At 45.0% G+C, this 21,685-nt stretch carries 29 protein-coding genes; 11 read left to right on the top strand and 18 right to left on the bottom strand.

Annotated features, from left to right (window positions below):
* The 5 genes from AOC32_RS08440 to AOC32_RS08460 form a co-directional block, all read right to left on the bottom strand.
* Positions 1 to 264: a DUF4212 domain-containing protein gene (locus tag AOC32_RS08440; RefSeq protein WP_108509035.1), complete on the bottom strand. Its 264-nt coding sequence runs from the start codon at positions 262 to 264 to the stop codon at positions 1 to 3.
* 63 nt (positions 265 to 327) lie between these two features.
* Positions 328 to 900: a tetratricopeptide repeat protein gene (locus AOC32_RS08445; RefSeq protein WP_199908503.1), complete on the bottom strand. Its 573-nt coding sequence runs from the start codon at positions 898 to 900 to the stop codon at positions 328 to 330.
* Positions 891 to 1,187 (bottom strand): hypothetical protein, encoded by a 297-nt coding sequence (locus tag AOC32_RS08450; protein WP_108509036.1) that lies wholly within the window; start codon positions 1,185 to 1,187, stop codon positions 891 to 893. Before AOC32_RS08450 ends, AOC32_RS08445 begins: the two co-directional genes overlap by 10 nt.
* Before the next feature lie 141 nt (positions 1,188 to 1,328).
* Positions 1,329 to 1,976 (bottom strand): 3'-5' exonuclease, encoded by a 648-nt coding sequence (locus AOC32_RS08455; RefSeq protein WP_108509037.1) that lies wholly within the window; start codon positions 1,974 to 1,976, stop codon positions 1,329 to 1,331.
* Positions 1,966 to 3,846, bottom strand: coding sequence for a DUF294 nucleotidyltransferase-like domain-containing protein (locus tag AOC32_RS08460; RefSeq protein ID WP_234409738.1), 1,881 nt, complete (start codon positions 3,844 to 3,846; stop codon positions 1,966 to 1,968). The genes AOC32_RS08455 and AOC32_RS08460 overlap by 11 nt, the downstream gene beginning before the upstream one ends.
* A 144-nt stretch (positions 3,847 to 3,990) precedes the next feature.
* Here AOC32_RS08460 and AOC32_RS08465 point away from each other — a divergent pair, with 144 nt between their 5' ends.
* Positions 3,991 to 4,701, top strand: coding sequence for a haloacid dehalogenase type II (locus tag AOC32_RS08465; protein ID WP_108509039.1), 711 nt, complete (start codon positions 3,991 to 3,993; stop codon positions 4,699 to 4,701).
* Here the strand turns inward: AOC32_RS08465 and AOC32_RS08470 are convergent.
* On the bottom strand, positions 4,679 to 4,924 hold the full coding sequence (locus AOC32_RS08470) for a hypothetical protein (RefSeq protein ID WP_108509040.1): 246 nt from the start codon (positions 4,922 to 4,924) through the stop codon (positions 4,679 to 4,681). The genes AOC32_RS08465 and AOC32_RS08470 overlap by 23 nt on opposite strands.
* A 71-nt stretch (positions 4,925 to 4,995) precedes the next feature.
* Here AOC32_RS08470 and AOC32_RS08475 point away from each other — a divergent pair, with 71 nt between their 5' ends.
* Entirely contained in the window at positions 4,996 to 5,643 is a 648-nt protein-coding gene (locus AOC32_RS08475) for a VTT domain-containing protein (protein WP_108509041.1), read from the top strand.
* A 102-nt stretch (positions 5,644 to 5,745) separates the two neighbouring features.
* Positions 5,746 to 7,257, top strand: coding sequence for an HAD-IB family phosphatase (locus AOC32_RS08480; RefSeq protein ID WP_108509042.1), 1,512 nt, complete (start codon positions 5,746 to 5,748; stop codon positions 7,255 to 7,257).
* A gap of 10 nt (positions 7,258 to 7,267) precedes the next feature.
* On the opposite strand, the gene AOC32_RS08485 is transcribed toward AOC32_RS08480, so the two are convergent.
* Positions 7,268 to 8,170: a hydrogen peroxide-inducible genes activator gene (locus tag AOC32_RS08485; protein WP_108509043.1), complete on the bottom strand. Its 903-nt coding sequence runs from the start codon at positions 8,168 to 8,170 to the stop codon at positions 7,268 to 7,270.
* A gap of 142 nt (positions 8,171 to 8,312) precedes the next feature.
* Between AOC32_RS08485 and AOC32_RS08490 the strand changes: the two genes are divergently transcribed.
* Positions 8,313 to 9,491, top strand: coding sequence for an FAD-dependent oxidoreductase (locus AOC32_RS08490; protein ID WP_108509044.1), 1,179 nt, complete (start codon positions 8,313 to 8,315; stop codon positions 9,489 to 9,491).
* Here the strand turns inward: AOC32_RS08490 and AOC32_RS08495 are convergent.
* The 3 genes from AOC32_RS08495 to AOC32_RS08505 all read right to left on the bottom strand — a co-directional run bounded on the left by AOC32_RS08495 (position 9,488) and on the right by AOC32_RS08505 (position 11,240).
* Positions 9,488 to 9,904 (bottom strand): hypothetical protein, encoded by a 417-nt coding sequence (locus AOC32_RS08495; protein WP_108509045.1) that lies wholly within the window; start codon positions 9,902 to 9,904, stop codon positions 9,488 to 9,490. The two genes, AOC32_RS08490 and AOC32_RS08495, sit on opposite strands and share 4 nt — an antisense overlap.
* Before the next feature lie 24 nt (positions 9,905 to 9,928).
* Entirely contained in the window at positions 9,929 to 10,618 is a 690-nt protein-coding gene (locus AOC32_RS08500; protein WP_108509046.1) for a DUF3313 family protein, read from the bottom strand.
* Positions 10,619 to 10,880: 262 nt separating this feature from the next.
* Positions 10,881 to 11,240: a DMT family protein gene (locus tag AOC32_RS08505; RefSeq protein ID WP_108509047.1), complete on the bottom strand. Its 360-nt coding sequence runs from the start codon at positions 11,238 to 11,240 to the stop codon at positions 10,881 to 10,883.
* A 332-nt stretch (positions 11,241 to 11,572) separates the two neighbouring features.
* On the opposite strand from AOC32_RS08505, the gene AOC32_RS08515 reads away from it, so the two are divergent.
* Positions 11,573 to 11,836, top strand: a complete 264-nt coding sequence (locus AOC32_RS08515; protein WP_108509049.1) for a hypothetical protein — start codon at positions 11,573 to 11,575, stop codon at positions 11,834 to 11,836.
* On the opposite strand, the gene AOC32_RS08520 is transcribed toward AOC32_RS08515, so the two are convergent.
* The 4 genes from AOC32_RS08520 to AOC32_RS08535 all read right to left on the bottom strand — a co-directional run bounded on the left by AOC32_RS08520 (position 11,837) and on the right by AOC32_RS08535 (position 14,532).
* Positions 11,837 to 12,016, bottom strand: a complete 180-nt coding sequence (locus tag AOC32_RS08520) for a hypothetical protein (protein WP_108509050.1) — start codon at positions 12,014 to 12,016, stop codon at positions 11,837 to 11,839.
* A 17-nt stretch (positions 12,017 to 12,033) separates the two neighbouring features.
* Positions 12,034 to 12,453, bottom strand: coding sequence for a DUF2452 domain-containing protein (locus AOC32_RS08525; protein WP_108509051.1), 420 nt, complete (start codon positions 12,451 to 12,453; stop codon positions 12,034 to 12,036).
* Positions 12,454 to 12,612: 159 nt separating this feature from the next.
* Positions 12,613 to 13,389 (bottom strand): ferredoxin--NADP reductase, encoded by a 777-nt coding sequence (locus tag AOC32_RS08530; RefSeq protein WP_108509052.1) that lies wholly within the window; start codon positions 13,387 to 13,389, stop codon positions 12,613 to 12,615.
* 54 nt (positions 13,390 to 13,443) lie between these two features.
* Positions 13,444 to 14,532, bottom strand: coding sequence for an alkene reductase (locus tag AOC32_RS08535; RefSeq protein WP_108509053.1), 1,089 nt, complete (start codon positions 14,530 to 14,532; stop codon positions 13,444 to 13,446).
* A 63-nt stretch (positions 14,533 to 14,595) separates the two neighbouring features.
* On the opposite strand from AOC32_RS08535, the gene AOC32_RS08540 reads away from it, so the two are divergent.
* The 6 genes from AOC32_RS08540 (at position 14,596) to AOC32_RS08565 (ending at position 18,590) form a co-directional block, all read left to right on the top strand.
* The gene (locus AOC32_RS08540) at positions 14,596 to 14,796 is read left to right on the top strand and encodes a hypothetical protein (RefSeq protein ID WP_108509054.1); all 201 of its coding nucleotides are present in this window, start codon (positions 14,596 to 14,598) and stop codon (positions 14,794 to 14,796) included.
* 7 nt (positions 14,797 to 14,803) lie between these two features.
* On the top strand, positions 14,804 to 15,244 hold the full coding sequence (locus tag AOC32_RS08545) for a hypothetical protein (RefSeq protein ID WP_108509055.1): 441 nt from the start codon (positions 14,804 to 14,806) through the stop codon (positions 15,242 to 15,244).
* Positions 15,241 to 15,990, top strand: a complete 750-nt coding sequence (gene modA / locus AOC32_RS08550; RefSeq protein WP_108509056.1) for a molybdate ABC transporter substrate-binding protein — start codon at positions 15,241 to 15,243, stop codon at positions 15,988 to 15,990. Before AOC32_RS08545 ends, modA begins: the two co-directional genes overlap by 4 nt.
* Positions 15,991 to 16,048: 58 nt before the next feature.
* The gene (gene pagP, locus AOC32_RS08555) at positions 16,049 to 16,621 is read left to right on the top strand and encodes a lipid IV(A) palmitoyltransferase PagP (protein WP_159074929.1); all 573 of its coding nucleotides are present in this window, start codon (positions 16,049 to 16,051) and stop codon (positions 16,619 to 16,621) included.
* Between the two features lie 11 nt (positions 16,622 to 16,632).
* The gene (locus tag AOC32_RS08560; RefSeq protein ID WP_108509058.1) at positions 16,633 to 17,556 is read left to right on the top strand and encodes a DUF6268 family outer membrane beta-barrel protein; all 924 of its coding nucleotides are present in this window, start codon (positions 16,633 to 16,635) and stop codon (positions 17,554 to 17,556) included.
* Positions 17,557 to 17,690: 134 nt separating this feature from the next.
* On the top strand, positions 17,691 to 18,590 hold the full coding sequence (locus AOC32_RS08565) for an alpha/beta fold hydrolase (RefSeq protein WP_108509059.1): 900 nt from the start codon (positions 17,691 to 17,693) through the stop codon (positions 18,588 to 18,590).
* 79 nt (positions 18,591 to 18,669) lie between these two features.
* On the opposite strand, the gene AOC32_RS08570 is transcribed toward AOC32_RS08565, so the two are convergent.
* The 4 genes from AOC32_RS08570 to AOC32_RS08585 all read right to left on the bottom strand — a co-directional run bounded on the left by AOC32_RS08570 (position 18,670) and on the right by AOC32_RS08585 (position 20,882).
* On the bottom strand, positions 18,670 to 18,927 hold the full coding sequence (locus AOC32_RS08570; protein ID WP_234409739.1) for a Txe/YoeB family addiction module toxin: 258 nt from the start codon (positions 18,925 to 18,927) through the stop codon (positions 18,670 to 18,672).
* A gap of 1 nt (position 18,928) precedes the next feature.
* A complete protein-coding gene (locus tag AOC32_RS08575) occupies positions 18,929 to 19,171 on the bottom strand; it encodes a type II toxin-antitoxin system Phd/YefM family antitoxin (protein ID WP_108509060.1) in 243 nt (80 codons plus the stop codon).
* A 234-nt stretch (positions 19,172 to 19,405) separates the two neighbouring features.
* Entirely contained in the window at positions 19,406 to 20,320 is a 915-nt protein-coding gene (locus tag AOC32_RS08580) for a 2-dehydropantoate 2-reductase (protein WP_108509061.1), read from the bottom strand.
* A gap of 67 nt (positions 20,321 to 20,387) precedes the next feature.
* Entirely contained in the window at positions 20,388 to 20,882 is a 495-nt protein-coding gene (locus tag AOC32_RS08585) for a DM13 domain-containing protein (protein WP_159074930.1), read from the bottom strand.
* Between the last annotated feature and the right edge of the window lie 803 nt (positions 20,883 to 21,685).

Genomic DNA, 21,685 nt, shown 5'->3' on the forward strand with positions numbered 1-21,685 from the left:
TTAGTCATCCTCCGCTTCAGCACAGTCATACTCTTGATCGAGCTTGTTCATATAGTGTGCGTAATAGCCAATGATCGCAACATACACGACCAATGCACCTTGCGCTCCTACCCAAAAACTAAACGGCCAACCAAAAAAGTTGAACGATAGTTCTCTAGCGTTATAGCCAACAACAAAGGTCACAATAAACCAAATCGCCAACAGCAGAGCTGATATGCGTAGGTTCTTTGACCAATATTGTTTATGCGATTCTGTTAATTGCATAACAGTTTCTCCTTAGGTTATTAAAAACATCTACATCAAACTTCGTACTGCTACTTCATTGTGCTAAGCAGTTAGACCAGTCTCCCGCTCCAACTGCTTCGCAAATTTCGGCTCAAATTCTTTTAAATGCCTGATGATTTTTACTGCTTCTTCGGGTTCTTGGCGATCCACATAAACCCTTGCTAATTGGTACCAACCATAGGGACTCATGGGCTGAAGCTGAGTATTTTTCTTCAAAGCCTTGATGGCTTCATCAAAACGACGCTGCTGAATTAGGGTTAGCCCTAATCCGTACCAGGCTAGATCCATCTTCTCGTCTAGCTTAAGCGCTTTGCGAAAACTGAATTCAGCATCCTCCACTTGACCCAATTCTTCTTGTAAATAAGCAAGGTTGTACCAAGAGTAGGCTGGGGCATCTGAGCGCTGTACAACCCTTTTATAAAAAGCGACTGCGCCCTCTTTGTCTCCTGCTTGAGTTTTTAAATAAGCAAGGCTCGAGAGTACATAGGGATCATTTGGGTATTCACGCAACATTTCTTCAAACACCGTCATTGCTTGCTGCTGCAAGCCAAATAGGATGAAAGCAGAGGCTCGCCACTTAAAGAGATACCAGCGTAAATTGTGGCTTACTGACATAGCTCAACCCCAATCGTGACGCAATGCTCAATTTTGGCCAGGGTCACAGCAATGTATAAGACCGCGACAATACAGAAGGCAACAAACGGAATTTGATGGTCCGCAATTTGCTTCGGCGAGATAAAACGCGCCACGCTGGTCCAAGGCTTATTCACGATTTGGAATAGCTGATAAAACAGATTGGTCTCGCGCTTTACTCCAGTTAAAACATACAGCAAACCTTGGCCAATTAATGCCAGTCCACCGATGTATAAAAGTAATTGAGCGATATTCAGAAATAAAAGCACGGAAAGCCTTATGGAGCCTAGTGAGAAAACCAATGGGGATTATGGTTGGGGCGCAAAAACACCCAAATCGGTGCTTACCCTAGGTCGCGATAAATAAATCCCTTGGGATCTAGGACTTACCCTAGGTATGTCAAGCTAAGCTTACGATCTAGGAATCCAAGCAGCGTTCTGGGCGAGGGTTTTAAGCCCCTTAAGGCTATTCGCCTCGCGTGCAATTGAACTCCACAGGCAAAGCAGTAACTCACAGGTTGCCAAGGTATCGGCCGCTGCTTGATGGCGAACTGCGCACTCAATTCCAAAATGGGATAACCAATCGTCTAAAGCGCGCGCCTTTGGCTTTAATCCAGATAAAGCAGCCAATGGCTCAATATCAATCCAATCATTACCCAATGGTGCTAAGTTAAGTTGCTGATACGCGCGATTAATCATGGCCTGATCAAAAGGCGCATGAAATGCCAGCAGTGGAGAATTACCAACCCAGTGGCGAAACTCCTCCAACACCTCAACGGCCGGTCTACCTTGCTTTTGAGCCCCTACGCCAATGTGATGCACCAATATATTGTCCTTATCGGAGGCGAACTCTTGGCGAAGAACGGCTTCATAACTATCCCCCAAAATAATCGAGGGTCTAGTAAAGCCTGGTCCCACCTCAACAGCAATCGCCGCAATCGCCAATAGTCGATCGCGATGGGGATCAAGACCCGTTGTTTCAACATCGAGCACAACCCAGCGATTGGGTTCAGGCACTGGTGATGAAAAACCAAAACGCGCCAATAAACTAGCGAACATAATCAAGCTCTAAACGCTGTTGCAGATTACGCACTTCAGATAATGACTCTCGCAGAATGGTCTTATCCACCGAATTTAATTGCTCCACATCTACCGCATTGGGGTTGCCTCCAATCGCATGACTGTCAATCTGTGCGGCTAAGCGTAAGGTCTGCAAATACTCAAAGGCTGCAATCCAAGCAATGCTCTCTGATTCATTGAGTTTTAATGCGCGGCCAATTGCAGCGAGTCGCTCACGCGTATTGACGGCACTGATACCATTGGCCAATGAATAGATTCGGGCGCAGTCGACCACAATTGCGGTACCTTGTAACTTAACATCGATGATTTTCTTGCCATCGAGCTCTTTGGTTTCCAAACTACCAAACCAGTTAAATGGCACTTTCCACTTCAGAGAGTTTTCAACCAGCAATTTAATGAATCGTGGGGTGGCCTCTGCGTGCTTCACAACGTAATTACGTAATGGCTCAAGCAAAGACTCGTTGCCGGCAAGCGCCCTAAAGTCAAAGAAGATGCTGGCATTGAGAAGATCCTCTGGATTGCCTTGCTCAATCCAACGTGCGAAGCGTTGCAACCACTCCTGTTGGCTAATACAAAGCTCAGGGTTACTCGCCATGATGTTGCCTTTACATAATGGATAGCCACATGCATCAAGAGCATGATTAACATCTTTGGCAAACGCAAGATAACGCGCTTTGTGGGAAACCTCGGAGTCCATAAAAATGAGTGCGTTGTCTTGATCAGTCGCAATGGTCTGCTCACTGCGACCCTCTGAACCGAGCGAGATCCATGCAAATCGGTCCATACTCAGATCATGTTGCTTAGCAAAGATAGCAATCAGTTGTGCCGTTAATACATCGTTGAGGTGACTAATTAAGGCGGTCAATTGACGCGCTTGCACACCTTGGCCCAAGAGATTTCGAGCAAATTTGCGAATATTGCTAGCGCATTCTTTTAGGATTGCCACATCTTCAGCCGCCCGAATTGCACTGCTAATGTTGTTAAGAGACAAGCGTTGTAGAGAAAATAAATCGCGCTCCGAAATAATGCCAACCAGCTCCTTGCCACGTAATACTGGTAAATGACGAATGTGATACCGAGACATCGTTAAGCCAGCGGTCTCAGCAGTATCGTCTATGGATAAAGTTTTTACGTCACGCGACATGATTTGGGAAATCGGCGTTTCGAGGGGAACTTGTGCAAGCGTTACCCGACTTAACACGTCGTAGCGCGTCAAGATGCCCACAATACTTCCACCTTCATCAACCACTAAAACAGAGCCCACTTTTTTATCATGAATTAATTGCAAGGCAACCTTCAGCGGGGTGTCAGGACGAACCGAAATCGGCTTCTTGAGCGCCAGATCGCGCATTGGACTTTCAAGTGACTGCTCGGTTAATGCTTGAGAGGCAAAACTATTACGCAAAGCCGTCCTTGATTCCTCAAGGAGCTTCAAGATACGGTTATTTAAGAAGTCACTGAAAGGCTTGGATCGCTTAGCGAGCTCATGCATACGCTCTATCGGTAAGGCTAAGCAAAAACAGTCATCGATTGCCACGTACTTCACCGTGCTTGGAAGCCCTCCGTAACATGCACTAACTGCCAATAGATCGCCCGGGTCAAGCTCAAATCCAGTCTCTTCAAAACCAGGAATCAAACGGCGACCCGACACCCTTCCTTGTCGAATCAGATAAAGCATCTTTGGTACACCGTCTGCCGGAGAAAGAATAATTTCTTCAGGAGCAAAGTACGATTCAGCAGAATGATGTAAAAAGAAGTCGACGTCCTGCTCTGCCATTTTTGAAAAAGGCAGTACGCGCATTAATTGCTGACGTAAATTTTGTACAAGGCTGTACGATATGGGAGTCACTTTTTGATCCGTGGATTCCATCGAATAAATACCTCGCTTCGGTTAACTATCGGTACTATTTCATTATGAACACGATGCACTATTGAATCAATACAATCAGATTATTCTGTTATTTACCTTGATTTTTAGTCAACTACTGCGCCCATGAAATACCAACTGATTGCGTTTGATGCCTACGGAACCTTATTGGATGTATATGCAGTTGCAGCGCGTGCTGAGCAATTGTTTCCGGGGCATGGAAAATCGTTATCGCAGCTCTGGCGAGATAAACAGCTCGAGTACACCCGGCTGATCTCACTTGCTGATTCAAGCGCCCAGGGCAGTCAACACTATCAATCGTTTTGGGATATCACGACTGCGGCCTTACGCTATAGCTGCAAACAACTGGGGCTTAATCTCACGCCCGAGAGTGAGGCGCAGTTACTAGCGCAATATGCCCATTTGGATCCTTTTTCTGAATCAAAGCAGGTTCTTGGTAATGTAAGAGCGCTAGGTTTAAAAACGTGCGTCCTTTCTAATGGCAATTCAGAAATGCTATCGTCAGCCCTTGGCCATAGTCAGCTCGCGCACTATTTCGATGCGGTGATTTCAGTCGATGAGGCACGGCAGTTCAAAATTACGCCTGCCAGTTATCAATTGGTTCTTAAGCACTTCCCCGTAGCAAAAGATCGGGTGTTATTTATATCCTGCAATGCCTGGGACATCATTGGCGCCAATTGGTTTGGATTTGATACCTTTTGGGTCAATCGCTATCAACTACCCTTTGAAGAAATTGGAATCGCCCCAAGCTATAGCGGTTTCAATCTGAATGACTTGATGCCCTACCTGAAAACTACTCCATCAGCATCGCAATAAATTCGTAGATCAAATACCCAGCACCAATTGCCAGAATGGTGTACACAAAAGTTTTAACAAAAGTCTGGCCAAGCGCGCCTAAACGCTCCTGCAAAAAGATTAAAAAGGTGTAATCTGGATTCGGGTCATTACGCCATCGATAGAAACTCACCACGAGTTGGTAAAGATTAAAGACCACCCATAAGCCAAAGGTGATTTGGATAAAAGTAAATATGTATTGCATGGCTGCATTCTAGAGCTTTTTCATCATCAGCCAATATCATTACAATGCCAGCAATACATTAAAGGCAGATCTTGGACTTTTCCTACCTCATCGATTTATTTCTAAATCTTGACAAGAACTTGGCCCTCATCGCCAATGAGTGGGGTACCTGGATTTATGTCCTGTTATTTACCATCATCTTTGTTGAAACTGGGCTTGTCATCATGCCCTTTCTGCCCGGCGACTCCTTGCTCTTTGTCGCGGGCGCACTCACTGCAGCCGGCGATCTAAGTCTTCCGGTACTCATGGTCTTACTGACCAGTGCGGCCATTTTGGGTGATGCGGTGAACTACTCGGTTGGGCGCTTTGTGGGCAATAAGGTTTTCTCGTGGGAGAACTCGCGCTGGTTTAATAAGAAAGCCTTTGATCAGGCACACGCCTTTTATGAAAAATACGGCCCCATCACCATTGTGATTGGTCGATTTTTGCCATTTGTCAGAACGTTTGCCCCCTTTGTGGCCGGCGTGGCTCAGATGCGCTACCCCGTATTTGTCTTCTACAACATTATTGGCGGCATCATCTGGGTGTGTAGCCTAACAGGGCTTGGTTTTTTGATTGGCGAGCATCCGTGGGTGAAAAGTAATTTTTCGATCGTTGCGCTCGCAATGATCATCATTCCTGGCTTACCTGCGCTTTGGATTTTTCTGAAAGAACTTTGGAAGAAATTTAAATCTAAGTAAATTCATTTACTTAGCAACACAATCTCGGTGGTGATTGGCTGTCAAGTTAATTTGACAGAGCTTATCGGTATACTGACCTTCCAAAAATCAGCAGGAGAAAATATGTTTATTTTCCTAATGCGGCTATGGAAACGGTTCAAGCACTATCTTCGTGTGCAAAGTGAACGTTTGTTTCCAGCAATACTGGTCCAACCTAATCACAAGAGAGAGTCAACGAAACCCGATGCAATTTCATTGAGCGTCATTATTCCTGCGCTTAATGAAGAGAGGCAAATATCCTCGGTGATTGCCTTTGCGCTTAAAGATAAGTTGACCAAAGAAGTCATTGTGGTTGACGATAGTTCGATTGACCGAACTGCTGAACTAGCGAAGCAGTCAGGAGCCCGAGTGATTCGAAGTTCCATGCTAGGCAAAGGGGCATCCATGCATGATGGCCTAATGATTGCCCAGCATGACTACATTCTTTATCTAGATGGTGATCTAAAAGATCTCAATGAGAACCTCGTCGCGACCATGCTCGAACCGCTGCAGAAAGATCAGGCGGATTTTGTGAAAGCCAAATTTGGCCGAGGTGGGGGTCGGGTAACAGAACTAACGGCAAAACCCATGTTGAAAGTTTTCTTTCCGGAACTTGCCCACATTAACCAACCGCTTGGTGGAATCATTGCCGCCAAGGCAAGTCTCCTCAAAAACCTGCACTTTGAAAATGGCTACGGGGTTGATATTGGACTTTTATTGGGCGCATTCCAGAAAGGTGCGCGTATCGCAGAAGTGGATATTGGCTCCTTAGAGCATGAGAGTCAGCCATTGCACGATCTAACGTATATGGCCAATGAAGTGGCCAGAGTCATTCATTTCTATTCGAAAGAGGCTGGGCGTCTACATGTTGAGCAGATTAGTGAAATGTATGAAATGCAACGCCAAGCATCGGCTTCCTTTGATTTCATCATCTCGCGCCAAAAAAATCGTGACAAGGTACTACTGCTCGATATGGATGGCACGATTACACCCAATCGCTTTGTTGTCGATTTAGCTAAATTTACCAATACCCACGAAACCTTAAACGCTTTATTGGACAACCCCCAGGATGATTCGGGTACCCGTAGTCAAAAAATTGCAGAGATTTTTAAGTTCACCCATCGCAATCAATTTGAAAAAGTGGCCATGGGATTACCGATTCGCCCAGGGGTCATTGAACTAGTCAATGAGATGAAACGTCAGGGCTTCATGGTTGGGATTGTTTCTGATAGTTACTTTATTGCCGCTGAAATTATGAGGCGTCGTATCTTTGCTGATTTTGCGATTGCCCACGTACTCCACTTCCAGAACGATATCTGTACGGGCCAACTGCGCATCAACTCTGATTTTCTTCCTGATGCGTCAAGCGATCGATCGCTAGCGTGCAAGAGCCATGTCGCCAATCGCTTCCTGACCAAAAAATCCAAACCTGGCTTTAAGGAAGTATGGGCAGTTGGGGACAACATCAATGACCTTCATATGTTGAAGTTGGTTGATAGGGCATTTGTGATTGATCCTAAATCACCCCAGTTAACCCAGATCAAGGGCATTACAAGCATTGATTCATTCCGTGATTTATTGGTCGGCGCATCGTAGAGCCGGGGCTTTATTTCTGAAAGTGGTCTTTTATTTGACTGGCTATCGTTGTAAAAGCATCGATTCGGGCCGTTGTTTGTCGTGCAACAAGTGCAATGCTTCTTTTCGGTGTTGGTATTGCCAAGGGTCTAGCAATTAACTTCGTTTGATTTAATAAGCCACCCTTAATAGCCAGTTCGGGAATCAGCGCGACCCCCATGCCCGCCTGTACCATTTGTACGAGCGTTAATAAACTACTAGCCTCAAGACCCTTCCAATTGGCCATCTCTGACCGTTTACACGCTTGCATACTATGGTCCCGAAGGCAATGTCCTTCTTCTAAAAGCAGTAAGCGCTCAGCCAGGGATGCGGTTAAACGAATATCTTTATTACTCAGCACGGGGTCGCCCTTGGGTGCCACCAACCAAAACTCATCAATCAAAACCTCTTTAACTAATAGATCATGGGTATCGTATGGCAACGCGATTAGGGCAAAATCAAGCTCATGGTTATGAAGCTTTTGCAATAAATTGGCCGTTAAATCCTCTCGGAGTCCAATTTGTAACTGCGGATACTGCTTACTTAGTGCAGGCAAAAGCTTGGGCAAAATAAATGGAGCAATCGTTGGAATAACACCGAGTCGCACCAGCCCTGTCATCGCCCCTGAATAGGTTTTCACAAAATCACTCAAATCCTCGGCTTGCGCCACCAATCCTTGGGCGCGCGCCATCACTTCTTTGCCGATGGGAGTCAGCGATACCGATTGGCGATCGCGCTCAACCAGCTGCGTTCCCAAAATATCCTCTAGTTCCTTTAATCCGGCACTAAGTGTTGACTGACTCACATGGCAGGATTCAGCTGCTCTTGTGAAATGCAAACTTTTTCCAAGTGCAAGAAAATATTGCAATTGCTTTAGAGTAGGTAAAGCTGACATAACTTTGCTTCTTATCTATTCAATCGATTACGAGTATGATTTTGATTCATTTACATCATAAAGCGTTTTTTTGCTTCCTAAGTAATTAAACCTACCCTATAACTAACCCCCTACCCCATTTAGAAATGAAGGAGCAAAGTGCATGACTCAAGCTGAAAAGCCAATCATCATTATTGGCAGTGGCTTAGCAGCCTATACCCTGATTCGTGAGTACCGCAAGCTCAATACTGACTTTCCTATCACCCTAGTTACTCAGGAATCTGGTGATTTTTATTCCAAGCCGATGCTATCGACTGCGATTGCCGGTCAAAAATCCGCTGAGCAACTCGTCACCAGCTCGGGGGCCAAAATGGCTGAGCAATTCAATCTCACTTTGCATACCCATGCAACCGTGAAAAAGATTGATCCAAAGCATCAAATGATTTCTGTAGTCCTTAGTGATGGTCAATCAATTGACATTGGGTATAGCCAATTAGTTCTAGCGCTTGGCGCTGATCAAATTCGAGTTCCGATCGATGGGGACGCTAGCGATGCGATTCAATCGGTCAATGATTTGCATGATTACGCCATCTTTCGTAAGCAACTCGATGGCAAGAAAAAAGTGGTGATTCTTGGCGCGGGTTTGATTGGTTGTGAATTTGCAAACGATTTGGCACTCGGTGGTTATCAGGTTGAAGTAATTGATCTTGCAGACCAGGCCCTGAGTCGCCTTTTGCCAAAACCCATTGCTCAAGCACTTGAGCAGCAGCTATCCAGCCTTGGTGTCCTTTGGCATTTAGGAAGCAGTATTCAATCGATCTCTCACGATGGTGATCATCTGCGAGTTTCATTAAGAAATGGCCAATCAATCAATGCGGATCTGGTGCTATCAGCGCTCGGACTGGCACCAAGAGTTCAATTAGCCAAAGAGGCAGGAATTGCCACTAATCGTGGAATTATTGTGAATCGTCAGTTAGAAACCAGCATCCAGAATATCTATAGCTTGGGTGATTGCGCAGAAGTTGAGGGCCAGGTACTTCCGTACGTGATGCCAATCATGCAAGCTGCTCGCACCTTGGCCATGGTTTTGGCTGGACAAGACGCATCCTTAGTTTATCCAGCGATGCCGGTAATGATTAAAACGCCGGCTTTACCTTTGATTGTTTCGCCCCCTCCGATAGGAAGTTCGGGCTCATGGTCAATTAAGCAGATAGACGGCGGGATGGAGGGGCTCTTTCATAATGATCAAGCTGAGCTCATCGGTTTTGCGCTAGCGGGATCAGCAACCAGTCAGCGGGCCACTCTCACTAAACTCCTCCCCCCAATTTTAGGAGCTTCTTAAGGGCGCCAGAATAAGCTTAGCTTTTGTGGATCGCCCTCTTTGATGACCACGCTGCGCTTGAGTAATTTGCCCTGATAACTTGCTTCAACGGTGTATTGCCCTGGCGGGGCGTTGAGAAGCATTAAGGGTCCATCGCATACGACCCCTAAGATGCTTTGTTGTTTGGCGTTTAGCACACGGATATCAATACCCGCAATCCAAACGCCACGCCCACTTCCATCAATCTCCGACATCTCAATCAGTAGTGACCACTTTTTGGCAGCGGCAAACATTGCGCTTGACTCATCACTGCCAATGCCGCCTGTGATGAAGGTCAAATCGCCCTGCGTCTTACTGAGTGGTAATTGAGCAAGGCTTGCGCCGGAAAAGAATCCGGCGCAAACGATCAGGCATTGAATTACCAAACGACGCACGAAGATTTCCCAGCTAGGTCTCAATTATTTCATCGCAGAACCAGGCAATGGCTTTAAGGGCGACTCCATCGCAAACACCACAATACGTCGCGTCATATCCTGAAAGGCGCCAACGGAGCTCGAACCAAGACGGAAAGGTTCCCCCTGTACTGCGACCATACCGCCCGCAATAAATTCTTTGGTTTGGCTATCGGTCACTCGATTTTCAACGACCAAGGCAGGTGTTTTTGAATTATTCCCCGTTGCAAATGCAGCCGCATTCGCAGCCAATCCAATCGGGGTAAAGTTCCAAGGCTTAAGACCATCGGCGGATAACTCGGCACCGGTGATACCAACGGCGACACGCGCTACCCCAGGGCCAGGCTTATCGACCAGCTTAATATCAGAGCGTCTTTGAACAGCTTGACGCATCGCCTCTTCTAAAATTTTCTTGGTCTGCGCAATTACCTCAGGCGTAATCTCTTTGGTGTACTCAGTCTGATTTAAGTAAATTGGATCAATCATGACCGCGGTATAACTCGACGCTTGAATACCTGGCTTGATATAGCGCCATGCTCGGATATCTTTAGGCGTATTACCAACCACCTGCAGCACGTTGTAATTTGGCAGAAATCCAGACTCGGGCATACGCTCGGTCATCACCTTTGGACCGCCCCCGCATGCAGTCAACCCTAAAACGACTGCGCTTACACCGATTGCTAATTGAATCTTCATATTCTTTCCTAAGAAGTTGATTACGAACGAAGTGAATTCAAGCACTTGCATTTGATGCTTGACGATAAGGCGATCAGAAAGTAACTAATAATGCCAATCGTAAAGACGGTTGCATCTTGCGAATGAAAGAACATTAGTAACCCAATAATAGTGATTCCGACGGCAAGGCAACTGAGTATGGTTTTTAAGAACATGGCTCCTCCAATAATTGGTAAATAAGTATAAGATTAATTTAGGAGTTCAAATAGTACCCAAAGCCTCCTTAAGTCCGAAACATGAAATACACGGCACCCAGTAAACATAGGCCCGCCCAGAGGTAATCGGTCTTAAATGGCTCCCCCATATAAAAGATCGCAAAGGGTATGAATACGCTCAGAGTAATCACTTCTTGGGCTATTTTTAACTGGCCCAAAGAGAAATACTCGTAGCCGATTCGATTGGCAGGGACTTGCAAAACGTACTCAAAAAATGCGATCCCCCAACTGACAAAGACAGCAATCCACCAGGGTCTGGCACTTAAGTCTTTCAGGTGGGCATACCACGCAAAGGTCATAAACACATTCGATAGAATCAGCAGCCCTATGAATGAAAAGGGGCCGGTTAGGGAGCTTAGTGTTGGCATTAGACAGATCTCAGCGTTATAAAACCTTCACTTTACTAAAACCAACTGACTTTTTGATCTAGCGCAAATTGCCAAGCCCACCTCTTGCTAGACTGAAGCCGACTCGAGGTAAAAATGCGACTTATATTATTTTGTGAACATACCGGTGCTCGTTTAGACCCAAAGCAATCGGCCACCGTCTGCGCTGCCGAAAATCACTGTGACTCGCATACCAACTGCCCTTTGCTATCCAAGCCAGCAGAGCCAAATCAACCGCTTGGCGCTTTACCTTCTGTCGACATTTCTTCATAAGATAAAAGTGTTTACACTCTTCCCAAAAGGAGAGGTCTCCCATGCGAATGGTTTTGTATCTATTAATTGCGTTAATACCCATCGGGATGGTGTATTCACGTCTTTTGGATCGATCAAAATTACGGGATTTTTTTATTGCCATCTCGTATCTGAGCATGATGGCATGGGCATTTTTCTTTGCCCTGCTCTTAGAGATGCTGTTTCGGATTCCCCTTAAGTACTCCGTCGCTGTTTTAGCCGTTGTGATGGCCTATGCCCACTTTCGGGCCATCGCCTATCTGCACAAAAAGCGTCAAGGGAACTAATTAAGCCTGATCGTTTTTGCTTTCAAGCTTGATTTGCATAGCCTCGTCTTGGGGTTCATCAAGATTTAATGGCATATGCACCATTTTTTCACCATCCCACTTTTGGCCACACCAACATTCTCCGGCGTCATTGATAATGCAAACACCGGATCCGCAACAACGACTATCCGACTTTTTCATATCTTCACCTCGTTGATTTAGTCTTCCACCACTTCCCAGGTGCTGTCGCCCAACTTCCGAACTACCTGGCAAAAGGACCAGCCTGCTGGAATTCCGCAACTCCACTCGCCTGGAGCATTTTGAACCAAACGATAAGAGCCGACGCTCTCATCCTGATACAAATAATATTTTTTGCCATAGACCGGGCTGAAACTAAACTTGGCCGCATGAACCATTTCAGTTGCATCTAGGCGCGCTTGTAGCGCTTTTGCTTGACGCATCAAAACAGCAGCCTGCTCCATGATGCGCTCATATTCTTGATTGGCATGCGCCCTAGCAATATTGATGGCCTTATCTTTTTCCTCACGAATCGGCACGGGCGCAAATTTAGGTGCGCCCACTTCCATGGGGTACTCAATGGCGTTATGACGGGCTGGATCGGTATCTTCAATGCGCATGATCATTGAATTCTAGTGGTTTATCACCAAAATCACAGAGCCCAACCTAGGGTTTTTAATTACTGATAAATCTGTATAGTGAAATTGACAGCCTTGTTCTTAAATAAAGGCTGATTTATTTCCTTTGAATTTAAGCCCCGCAAGGGGCTTCTTTTTTGACTACTTCTCGACAAAAGCCCGCTCGAAGACGTAGTCGCCCAGCTCTCCGGAGGATGGAGAGACCTTAAAGCCCCGTTGATCCAATAACTCGCTGGTTTCTTTCAGCATTGCAGGGCTGCCACAGATCATGGCGCGATCCACTGCAGGATCGAGTGGTGGCAATCCAATATCGGTAAACAGTTTTCCAGATTCAATCGCGGTAGTTAAGCGACCCGTATGCGAATAGGCTTCACGCGTCACGGTGGGGTAATAAATGAGTTGATTGCGGACCAACTCCCCCAAAAACTCATCATTAGGTAATTCGTTTGTAAGGTAGTCCTGATAAGCAAGCTCACTCACCACACGCACGCCGTGGACCAATACAATTTTCTCAAACCGCTCATAGGTGTCTGGATCGCGAATAATGCTCAGAAATGGGGCCAAGCCGGTTCCGGTACTGAATAGATATAAATGCTTTCCTGGGTTGAGATCATCAATCACCAAGGTACCAACGGATTTCTCGCTCACAAGAATAGGGTCGCCCACCTGAATATGCTGAAGCCGCGAGGTTAATGGGCCATTGGGTACTTTGATACTAAAGAACTCCAAATGCTCCTCATAGTTTGGACTCACCACACTATAGGCGCGAGCCAATGGCTTACCATCTACTTCTAGACCGATCATTAAAAAATGGCCATTCCGAAAGCGTAATCCACGGTTGCGGGTCGTTGTAAAGCTAAATAGACTTTCGTTCCAGTGTTTGACAGAGAGCACGCGCTCTGTTTGATAGGTGGCCATAACTATTCGGGGGTTCGCATATAAGAATCAATCCCTCCATTGTAATGAATGGACTTATAGCGCTGGATAATCGGTATAACCCTTTTCATTGCCACCATAGAATGTGGCGCGCTGATACGGATTTAACGGAGCATTTAGCTCAAAGCGTTTTGGCAAATCGGGATTGGCAATAAATAGCCTGCCAAATGCAATTGCATCGGCCTCGCCATCGGCAATCGCTTTCTCAGCGCTGGCTTGGTCAAAGCCACCAGCCAACACCACCTTGCCAGTAAACAAAGAACGAAATAGCTGACCGGTACGCGGCGCATCAGCCACTAACTGATCATTACCCCCGGCAGTGGTTGCGCGCGGTTCAATTAAATGCAGATAGGAAAGATTGAATCGATTAAGTGCATTGATCAAATAGGCAAACAAAGCCTTCGGATCGGAATCAGCAATGTCGTTGAATGTGCCATAGGGCGACAAACGGATTCCAACACGACCACTACCCCATACCGGAATAATCGCCTCTAGTATTTCTAAGACTAATTTGCAGCGATTGGCAATCGAGCCGCCATATGCATCCGTTCGCTGATTCGTGCGATCTTGTAAAAACTGGTCCAACAAATAACCATTGGCTGCATGCAATTCAACGCCATCAAACCCAGCCGCTTTAGCCTGCTCGGCAGCGTGCACATAATCAGCTTTTAGTTTCTCAATTTCATCAAGCGTTAAGGCTCTTGGGGTTTCATACTCGGCCAAGGACCAAGATGCGGTATATACCTTGCCTGCGGGTTGAATGGCTGAGGGAGCGACCGGCAAGCCGTCATCTGGATGCAGTGAGGAATGAGAGATGCGCCCAACATGCCATAACTGCAAAACGATTTTGCCACCCCGCGCATGTACTGCATCGGTCACTGTCCGCCACGCAGCCACTTGAGAGTCACTATAAATACCAGGGGTTGCAGGATAGCCTTTACCCAATGGTGAGATCTGTGTTGCTTCACTAATGATGAGGCCAGCAGAAGCACGCTGCGCATAGTACTCGGCTGCTAATGGTCCTGGTACGCCGTCATCACCCGCACGCATCCGGGTTAGTGGTGCCATCAAGATTCGGTTTTCAAGGGAGAGTAAGCCAAGCGTAACGGGAGTGAATAAATTCATTACCAACCTTTGTTAAGTTCCATGTAAAGTGTGGATTTTATAGGCTATCCATATAAATTTCTGATGACATCAACAGCAAAATTTCAGGCAGGCGACCAATTAATTCATCTCAAGTCAGGTGGACACTATCGCGTAATTGGATTAGGGAAGATAGAGGCTAATTTAGAAGATGTATACATCTATGAAGCGCTTCGCAACCATACCCTATGGGTTCGGCCTAAAGCTGAAATGGAAGATGGCCGCTTTGTAAAGCAACTCGGATGACGATTCGATGTTTTTAGAAGAACATGATTTACAAACATCCACCAAGATCGACACCTTGGAAGCAAAGTATCGAGAGATTGAAGCATTTACACACCTACTATTTGCTGATATGGATGAGGCTGAACGGACCCAGCATGAAGCCATCAAGCGCCGCTTTGAAGAGCTCAAAGTGACTCTTTTTAAAAACTCAGACCATATCTTGAGTCAGGCCAAGCATCCCGATTCAGGGTATGCCCAAAAAGCATTGCGCGAGGCGCAACTTAATATGATGTTCGATTGGGAACAGTTTGGGCTTACAGAGGATATGTTTTTCAAGTTATATCAATGCCATCGCAATCAATTGATCGGCGATGCTGATCTGAAAATGCGAGCTGCTTTAATCGAACAAATCTTAGCGATTGAGACTAACCTCACGCTGCTCTTCAAAATCCGGCAACTGACTTTATGATTCCAAAACTCCTACTCATTCTCTTTTGTTCGTTCTTTGTAGGACTTGCACATGCTCAAGCGACATTTGTCGTCGTCGCAGCCAATATGAAAGACGCATTTATTGAGATCCAGAATCAGTTCCAGAAGGAAAACAAGGGTGAATTAAAAGTCATCTATGGCTCTTCGGGCAACTTTGCCTCACAAATCATGAACGGCGCCCCGTTTCACTTATTTATCTCTGCAGACGAGCAATATCCTCTTGAGCTATTTAAAAAGGGGAAAACGGTCAATGAGGGCACTGTTTATGCGATTGGAAAATTAGCGCTGATTGCCAATAAAGGTAAAGGCATTACTCTTGATGACTCTAAAGACAAAACTGCAGATGCCATTAAGAGGGCTAACAAGATTGCTCTAGCAAAGCCCGAACTTGCCCCCTATGGTCGGGCCAGTGTTGAGTATTTGAAAGCCAGTAATTTATGGGAACTGGCGAACTCGAAGATTGTGTATGCCGACAATATTGCGATGGCAGCGATGTTTGTAACGACAGGCTCTGCTGACATCGGCTTTACGGCCCTGTCGATTGCCAAATCACCATCCGTTGCCAAACAGATCTCCTCTATTGAACTAACCGACGGCTATCAGCCAATTAAACAACGGATGGTGCTCATTAAAAATCCCACCCCTGACGCAATACGGCTCTACGAGTTTATGCAATCCCCTAAGACCAAAGAAATATTACGTTCGTTTGGATATCAAACCCCATAACCAAAGCCCCTAAATCATTAGGGCTACCCTAACTGTGAATTCATGATTAACTAGTGCGGTGAACACTGGCAATAAAGGCAAACCCCGAATGCGATTTCTTTTGTTCTTATTTCTTCAGTTGGGCATGATCACTCTAGTGCATGCGAATACCTCTTTGGTGGATTCGGTCAAATCAAAGGTTGAAACGATTTGGACTCAAGGCGATGTAGTTGGGTATTTGCCTTTGTATACCTACCATATGCCCTACGCTTATCCTCCAGAAAAGCTAGATCAATACACCGATATTCCACTGGGACTAGGGATTGGTAAGGGCCTATATAACAATCGCGGCAATTGGGAGGGTCTCTATGCCATGACCTTCAGAGACTCCCATGGCGTTTATCAATACATGGCGGGCTATGGCTGGATCCCAACCTGGAACTTGTCTTCCAATGGAAATTGGAGGGTGGGCGCAGGAGCAACGGTATTTATGATGTCACGCAAAGATATTTTTAATTACATCCCCTTCCCTGGCTTGCTCCCCGTCGGTTCACTCGGGTATAAAAATCTCAGCCTTCAAACCTCATTTGTGCCCGGTGGCGATGGTTTTGGTAATGTCCTTTTTACATGGGCAAAATGGACTTTTAAGTAAGATAGCTATCAATGCTCAGATACCTAGCCCTCTTTGCTGGCTTTGTCCTCTTTAGTGGGTTCAGCCCCCTCTCTTTGGCCCAGCCCGCCGGTATTGCTCAAAGTCCTGGACTGAAAGCGTCTGTCAGCGTAGTTGGCATTAATCAATTTAATACCAACCTTAATTCTGGGGGTAGCTTTGGTTGGTCTTATGCCAGCGCATCACTCGGACTTCTAAACAATGTCTCTCCAGTCACTACGGTTGGCGTGTCATTACGCTATGAAACCGAGTTTTGGAACTGGAGCAATATGCAGGCCTATAGCTTGGGGGGTAAAAATCCTTGGGGTACGATCCAAAGCCCTGGTATCAGCTTTGTGTACTCTCATAAATTCGATTCGGATTGGAAGCTCAATTTAATACCAACCATCGAGTCGACTGCTGAACAAGGTGCCGAGCTCGGTAACTCATTAACCTATGGCGCGATTGTGAATGCCTCCAAGCAGCTATCGCCTACTCTCAATCTCGGTTTAGGTACGGGAGTCTTTCGCCAAATTGATACCAACCGTATTTTTCCTTTCATTGTGATTGATTGGAAAATTACCGACCGTTGGAATCTTAATAATCCATTTCCTGGCGGCCCTGCTGGTGGTGCAGGCCTAGAACTGAGTTATGCGGTCACTCCACAATTTAAGATATCAGGTGGTGCAGCTTATCGCAGTTACCGTTTTCGTCTGAGTAACTCAAGTGCCTATGCTGGCGGCGTCGGACAAAATAAATTTGTTCCCATCTTTGCACGATTCTCATACGCATTTGATCGAACCACTTTGCTTGATCTTTATACAATTGCGAACGTTGGGGGCAGCGTTTCAGCAATTGATTCAAGTGGTAATACCGTACTAAGCACTAATTACAAAACAGCCCCTGCCATTGCCTTGAGTCTAGTGAAGCGCTTCTGATTTTTATGCTTTTCTAAGACAAAGTCTTATAAAATCTATATATTTCCTTCCTTAAGATTGACTTTCCAGAAAGTAAGGCTCATTAATGTATCGATTGATTACTGTAGTACGTTTTTGATCCTTTGTAATCTACTATGGTCACACAAAAAATCAATAATTTCTTTTATATATCGTTTTTTCTTTTGCTTTTGTTTAACGGTAATTTTGTTTATGCAGTACAAGAGCCGCCAGGCTCTCAGAGTGTTGAGGAAGCAATAGCCGCTGAAAAGAAACAGTCAGCCGATAATGCGGCTAAGTATCAGTCGACGTACCAAAATTATGCGGTAAAGCCTCATGAAACAGCAATTATTTTGATGCATGGCAAATGGGGTAGACCTCCCGCACCACTTCATTCTAATTTTGAAGTCGAACGGTTTTATGTTGTATCACCCCTTATGCCCTGGTCTGGGGTTAGTGCGTATGACAAAACGTATGAGAGTGCGCTCGCTGATGTCAATAAACTAGTTCTCAAACTTCGTGCAGACGGATTCAAAAAAGTAATTATTGGCGGACAAAGTTTTGGTGCAAACGGCGCCCTGGCCTATGCCGCTGTATACGCAGATGTCGATGGACTATTACTATTTGCACCAGGTCACAATCCTGATATTGATAGAAACAATCAACCTGGATTAGTTTCAGATGCTAGAAAAAATATTAAAGACGGTAAACCCGAACAGCTGATTACCTTTTCTGATTTCAATGATGGTGGACGCTATCGAGCCATAGAGGCTAGATCAGATGTCTTTTATTCATTTTTTAACGAAGATGGACTTGCCAATATGCAAGAATCTGCAAAGAAAGTGAAGAAGCCTATTCCCACAATCGTTTTTATGGGAAGTGATGATTTCATTACAAGAAAAGGCAGTGGCTATTTTTTTGACAGATTGCCCAAGCATGAAATGAGTAAATATCGAGTTAGTCGAGCAGCTCATCGAGAGGTCCCACTGGCATCATTCGATGAGTCTCTAAATTGGGTCAAGGGTTTACTCAAATAAATATATTGTGGGAGTTTTTTGAGATTACCAATCATCAACTCGAAGCTTTTTGAAAATTCTTAATCGTTTTAACGATAAATTATTCGTAATGAGTCCACATCCTCAAAATACGAACAGTCTTCTCTTTACGAAAAACCTCGTAAACTAAACGATGTTGAATATTGATTCTGCGAGAATAAGCACCCTTTAAAGCCCCCACCAACTTTTCGTATGGCGGCGGATTTTGAAACGGATCTACTTCTAATGGATCAAATAAAGTTTGTGCTTTATCTCCAAATCCAGCGGCTGAGAGTTTTTTGCATCCTTTGGGGCAAACTTGGAATAGACTGAATTCCAAGTTACCACTTTAATGTCCTCTTACTCTTGGCCAAAGGCTCGGCCATGGATTCCTTAATAGACTCACGCATTCCTGGAATAGCTAATAGGTATAGTGTTTCCTGAATTACACTCCAGTCTTCTTCAGAAATTAATACGGCATTACTGCGCTTACCTGAAATAAGCACTGGCTTATGTGTTTCTGCAGTTTGATCAATTAAGCGATATAAACCTGCTCGCGCTTCACTTGCGGTTAATGTGGTCATGATTTAACCCCTTTCTAGCTTAGTACGCAAAAGCGTACGCTTTGTCAATCGATCAATTGTGATTCTTGTTAACCCGGGGCGGGATCAACCATAGCTGAGGATGTCTGACTCTAACTCTAGACTGTCGTTTAAAACGACAAATTCCATAACCTCACGAATGGGATATTCCTATGGTTAAGCTTGGCTGGGGCTGAGTAGACTAGAGCCAAAGACTTTAATTCTTTGATTTCTAGGCTAGGATCCCTTCATTTGTTTAACCGCAATCTGCGTATAAGCCATTTTGAGCAACTGACACCTCACACCACTTTTCTCACCCTTGATAATCATTTTTCCCAAGATATGATCATGTTCGGTCTTTTGACCTGAAATTAAATCCCTCAACATCGAAGCAGTAAATAGTGAGCCCACTTTCGTCAGCATCTCAATTGCTTTGCTTCTGGGCACCTCTCCGATGGCATGACCAGCAGCTTTAGCAATTGAGCAGCATTCTTCATACATCGCTAACGTTAATTCTTTGCCGTAGGGAGTTGAAACAATTTCACCCACCGAACCACGACACAATGTTGTCATGCCAGCTAAGGTGGCTAGGAAAACCCATTTATCCCATAACACTTGCTCAATGTTTTCGCTGTAAGCACTATCGAAATCTGCCATTTTACAAAGCGCAATAAATTCTTTAGTCAAGGCTTCATGATCTGGAGCCCGTGGCCCCACGGTCAACATATTCAGATCGGTCAATTGCTTGACAGCACCTTTATCTGTGATCATGGCCGCAATATGCGCCACACCGCCCATGACTCTGGCTTTACCGAATTGTTGATCCAGAGCCTCCATATGAGAAAGCCCATTTAAAAATGGTAGTAATACTCCTTGGGTGCTTGCTTTGGTTAGCGACTTTAACGATTCATCCAAATCAAATGCTTTAGGCGCCAAAATGATCAAATCATAGATTGGTTCCAGCTGACCAGCTGTCACCGCTTTGGGATGAACTGTAAAACTACCTTTAGGGGTTTCAATGGTCAGCCCGTGCGCCTGAATTAACTGATGGCGTTTATCTCGAAGTAAAAAAGTAATGTCTGCGCCAGCATTGATTAACTTAGCTCCAAAGAAGCCACCAATGCCACCAGCACCAACAATTAATATCTTCATTGTGTAACCTTGTCTTAAAAAATTTATTTACCTAATTCAGTAAAGATTTTGTAAGCAAGAGCTTATTCTACCTTACTGCTACTAGGTCTGCCGAGCCGATATACTCCTTGAACTGCTTACACCATATCAGTACGCTGTTGACATCCTCAGGGTTTTGGGTCTTAAGGAGATAGAAAGCGGCTCCGTTAGGTTTTTTGATACGGCTGATCTCAATTTGCTGGGCACTGAACTCATCGTTATCTTTGATAGCGGGCTTACTGCTAATGTAGATATGATAGTCTGGACCAGGGCTGGATCTAAAGTCTTCGCCAGATTGTAAAAATAGTTGATTGCCAACTTTGACTAAGGTCCACTCGCCAGAAGAGTTGTGTATCAAATCTTGGCCCTTGGCATTTTTATCAATCTGCCCTCGTTTAAGGATCTCACCTTCTACTTTTTGATTACTCTCAAAGCGTGACTTGATATCTTGTGCGTGACCACGGATCGCGTCAAGAAGCTGAGCGCTTGCTGATATTGGGAGCAGAAGTGAAATAACGAGTAGCAAAAAACCAATTTTATTCATGAAGAATTTAATAGTTGTCATGTAATTGGTATCAATATAGATCTTTTAGATAAATGTCGTTTAAAACGTCAGTTTTTATATAGGGATTTGACTAATTTTCAACAACATCAAATACCTTACCTCGAATTATCCGGAAGATTAGATACAAAGTTATCAGATGTAGCACCGCCACAAGTAAATTGCTAATCACCACAGGATTTGTAAAGCTGCCCACTGTAAACGGCGTCGTTAATTTATAGAGTACTTGAACTAGTAACAATGGCGCTACCAGTAATGGCAGTGGCCTGAACAAAAGTAGAATTGAGACTAAGAGTATTGCTCCATAAACCGACAGGAGAATTCCTCTAGCCGGACTGTAAGATCCATAAACACTTGAAATCCGAGGTAAATCCCACATAAGACCCATACAGACTGGTATTAAAACCAACACATTGACCAGCAGGGAAATTAAAATCATCCTCTTCACAAATTCCACTCCTTTATGGGTAGATGATAAAGGGAGTCCCTAGCCACAACGGTTTGAGCCGTCAGACAGAGTCAGCCACAGCCGGCACATTCACACAGCACCACAGTCAATTTGCTACAATTCTTAGTTCGGCGAATTAGCTCAGCTGGTTAGAGCGACGGAATCATAACGATGATTTTGAGTAATGAAACAGTTTTACAACATTGGTTTAAGCATACGCTCACTGTGTTGTTCGATTCGCACCACTCAACACGGCTCTCACTAATTTAAAACATATTTGCAGTAGCGTTCGCAGAACATCGTGTGAGATTTTGACAACGACGTAGCGGTTAATCGT

The sequence above is a fragment of the Polynucleobacter acidiphobus genome, assembly GCF_003065385.1.
In the GTDB taxonomy this organism is placed as follows: Bacteria; Pseudomonadota; Gammaproteobacteria; order Burkholderiales; family Burkholderiaceae; genus Polynucleobacter; species Polynucleobacter acidiphobus.

Bases quoted from the DNA above. Each gene is read 5' to 3' on its own strand.
- AOC32_RS08480 (WP_108509042.1), top strand. From the start codon at position 5,746: ATGTTTATTTTCCTAATGCGGCTATGGAAACGGTTCAAGCACTATCTT.
- AOC32_RS08485 (WP_108509043.1), bottom strand. From the start codon at position 8,170: ATGTCAGCTTTACCTACTCTAAAGCAATTGCAATATTTTCTTGCACTT.
- AOC32_RS08505 (WP_108509047.1), bottom strand. From the start codon at position 11,240: ATGCCAACACTAAGCTCCCTAACCGGCCCCTTTTCATTCATAGGGCTG.
- AOC32_RS08520 (WP_108509050.1), bottom strand. From the start codon at position 12,016: ATGAAAAAGTCGGATAGTCGTTGTTGCGGATCCGGTGTTTGCATTATC.
- AOC32_RS08530 (WP_108509052.1), bottom strand. From the start codon at position 13,389: ATGGCCACCTATCAAACAGAGCGCGTGCTCTCTGTCAAACACTGGAAC.
- AOC32_RS08535 (WP_108509053.1), bottom strand. From the start codon at position 14,532: ATGAATTTATTCACTCCCGTTACGCTTGGCTTACTCTCCCTTGAAAAC.
- AOC32_RS08455 (WP_108509037.1), bottom strand. From the start codon at position 1,976: ATGTTCGCTAGTTTATTGGCGCGTTTTGGTTTTTCATCACCAGTGCCT.
- AOC32_RS08465 (WP_108509039.1), top strand. From the start codon at position 3,991: ATGAAATACCAACTGATTGCGTTTGATGCCTACGGAACCTTATTGGAT.
- modA (WP_108509056.1), top strand. From the start codon at position 15,241: ATGATTCCAAAACTCCTACTCATTCTCTTTTGTTCGTTCTTTGTAGGA.
- AOC32_RS08545 (WP_108509055.1), top strand. From the start codon at position 14,804: ATGTTTTTAGAAGAACATGATTTACAAACATCCACCAAGATCGACACC.
- AOC32_RS08560 (WP_108509058.1), top strand. From the start codon at position 16,633: ATGCTCAGATACCTAGCCCTCTTTGCTGGCTTTGTCCTCTTTAGTGGG.
- AOC32_RS08540 (WP_108509054.1), top strand. From the start codon at position 14,596: ATGACATCAACAGCAAAATTTCAGGCAGGCGACCAATTAATTCATCTC.
- AOC32_RS08575 (WP_108509060.1), bottom strand. From the start codon at position 19,171: ATGACCACATTAACCGCAAGTGAAGCGCGAGCAGGTTTATATCGCTTA.
- AOC32_RS08580 (WP_108509061.1), bottom strand. From the start codon at position 20,320: ATGAAGATATTAATTGTTGGTGCTGGTGGCATTGGTGGCTTCTTTGGA.
- AOC32_RS08445 (WP_199908503.1), bottom strand. From the start codon at position 900: ATGTCAGTAAGCCACAATTTACGCTGGTATCTCTTTAAGTGGCGAGCC.
- AOC32_RS08565 (WP_108509059.1), top strand. From the start codon at position 17,691: ATGGTCACACAAAAAATCAATAATTTCTTTTATATATCGTTTTTTCTT.
- AOC32_RS08500 (WP_108509046.1), bottom strand. From the start codon at position 10,618: ATGAAGATTCAATTAGCAATCGGTGTAAGCGCAGTCGTTTTAGGGTTG.
- AOC32_RS08470 (WP_108509040.1), bottom strand. From the start codon at position 4,924: ATGCAATACATATTTACTTTTATCCAAATCACCTTTGGCTTATGGGTG.
- AOC32_RS08525 (WP_108509051.1), bottom strand. From the start codon at position 12,453: ATGCGCATTGAAGATACCGATCCAGCCCGTCATAACGCCATTGAGTAC.
- AOC32_RS08440 (WP_108509035.1), bottom strand. From the start codon at position 264: ATGCAATTAACAGAATCGCATAAACAATATTGGTCAAAGAACCTACGC.
- AOC32_RS08490 (WP_108509044.1), top strand. From the start codon at position 8,313: ATGACTCAAGCTGAAAAGCCAATCATCATTATTGGCAGTGGCTTAGCA.
- AOC32_RS08585 (WP_159074930.1), bottom strand. From the start codon at position 20,882: ATGAATAAAATTGGTTTTTTGCTACTCGTTATTTCACTTCTGCTCCCA.
- AOC32_RS08515 (WP_108509049.1), top strand. From the start codon at position 11,573: ATGCGAATGGTTTTGTATCTATTAATTGCGTTAATACCCATCGGGATG.